This is a genomic window from Nitrosomonas sp. Nm132 (assembly GCF_900100485.1).
GTDB lineage: Bacteria > Pseudomonadota > Gammaproteobacteria > Burkholderiales > Nitrosomonadaceae > Nitrosomonas.
This window is the reverse complement of record NZ_FNDH01000116.1, coordinates 1-1,294: the sequence shown is the minus strand read 5'-3', so window position 1 is coordinate 1,294 and position 1,294 is coordinate 1. Positions and strand designations below refer to the sequence as shown.

1 protein-coding gene, 3 tRNA genes and 1 pseudogene are annotated in these 1,294 nt (G+C 45.4%); 1 reads left to right on the top strand and 4 read right to left on the bottom strand.

The genetic code is table 11. From position 1 onward, the window contains the following. Positions 1-306 (bottom strand): annotated as a pseudogene (locus tag BLP80_RS15835) (IS1380 family transposase); the annotation flags it as partial. Between BLP80_RS15835 and BLP80_RS16780 the strand changes: the two are divergent. Next, positions 257-589: a transposase gene (locus BLP80_RS16780; protein ID WP_090544516.1), complete on the top strand. Its 333-nt coding sequence runs from the start codon at positions 257-259 to the stop codon at positions 587-589. The pseudogene BLP80_RS15835 and the gene BLP80_RS16780 sit on opposite strands and share 50 nt — an antisense overlap. A gap of 41 nt (positions 590-630) precedes the next feature. Here BLP80_RS16780 and BLP80_RS14900 read toward each other — a convergent pair. The 3 genes from BLP80_RS14900 to BLP80_RS14890 all read right to left on the bottom strand — a co-directional run bounded on the left by BLP80_RS14900 (position 631) and on the right by BLP80_RS14890 (position 975). Beyond that, positions 631-705, bottom strand: a tRNA-His gene (locus BLP80_RS14900). A 75-nt stretch (positions 706-780) separates the two neighbouring features. Further along, a tRNA-Arg gene (locus BLP80_RS14895) sits at positions 781-857 on the bottom strand. A 41-nt stretch (positions 858-898) separates the two neighbouring features. Then, positions 899-975, bottom strand: a tRNA-Pro gene (locus tag BLP80_RS14890). Between the last annotated feature and the right edge of the window lie 319 nt (positions 976-1,294).

Here is a 1,294-nt window from a genome sequence, read left to right as displayed (position 1 = left end):
GCCGATTTTTAGCTCTTTGATACCGTTCTCGGAAACTTCGCCACGTTGGCGATACCAGACCAACGTATCTTCTGCAGACTCCTGGCGATTGCTAGCAATCACGTGATACTTGGGCTGATCATCAAACAGTTCAGCTTGGCGTTGATACTTGACTACGATCAGGCGAAACGCCTTGTGCGTTTCATTCATGCTGTGTGTGGTTTCGGCTATGGCGCAATCGGCATAGTGTGTCCAGTCCGATTCGGGGATAGCTTCGATGGCCTTGAGGGTCGATGCGTCGAGCCGACCGCCAATTATTTGTGACAATGCGCGTTATTATCGATCCCAACTGATCAATGACTATCTCAACGACTCAAAAATAAAACTCGTATTTTTGCCGCCGTATGCACCCAACCTGAACTTAATTGAGCGTTATTGGAAGTTTTTCGAGAAGAAAATCCTGTATGGTCGCTACTATGAAATTTTTTCACTTTTCAAAAGTACTTGCGAAGCTTTTTTCACATCATCGGTAGCACCTGAGTGCCGAAATTTCATGTGCGATGGGTATAAATGCGCTTTAGAGGTGCTCGTCATATCACCTCCTCCCTAACTCAAGAATATTCGATTAGTTTTAAAAGAAATTCAAGTTGCTGGGGTGGCTGATGGGGTTCGAACCCACGACAACCGGAATCACAATCCGGGACTCTACCACTGAGCTACAGCCACCATCTAACTATAAATCAGTATTCTAATTACCTTTAGAAGTGATTTTTTTCAATTTACAATTTAAAGATGCAATTTTGGCGTGCCCGACAGGAATCGAACCTGTAACCCCCAGCTTAGAAGGCTGGTGCTCTATCCGGTTGAGCTACGGGCACTACTCAAACCGGGTTTAATCCAACACAGTGGTACACAAAACTGGTCGGGGTGGAGAGATTTGAACTCCCGACATCCTGGTCCCAAACCAGGCGCGCTACCAGGCTACGCTACACCCCGGAAAGTCAGCTAATATACCTTCTCAGAAGGTATTCGTCAAATCTCAATTTACCCCAAATTCCGCGATTGAATTTTTAATCTCACCTGCGGATGCTTACGAAGCATGATCGCGGAAGTGAAAGTAGGCAGGAGACAGTGGATTTGATGGCGAGTATGAGTATGACGTCACTAATTTCAGTGTTATTGTTACATTTTAGTTTTTTGAAGATGAGTTTGTTTTTTCCGCAGTGAGGCGGCACCGAGTAGATAAAGGGACGGGTCAGTTACGGAACGAGGGATTGGGCCAATTGGTAGCTTTTAGTACGGATGTTTTGGAATA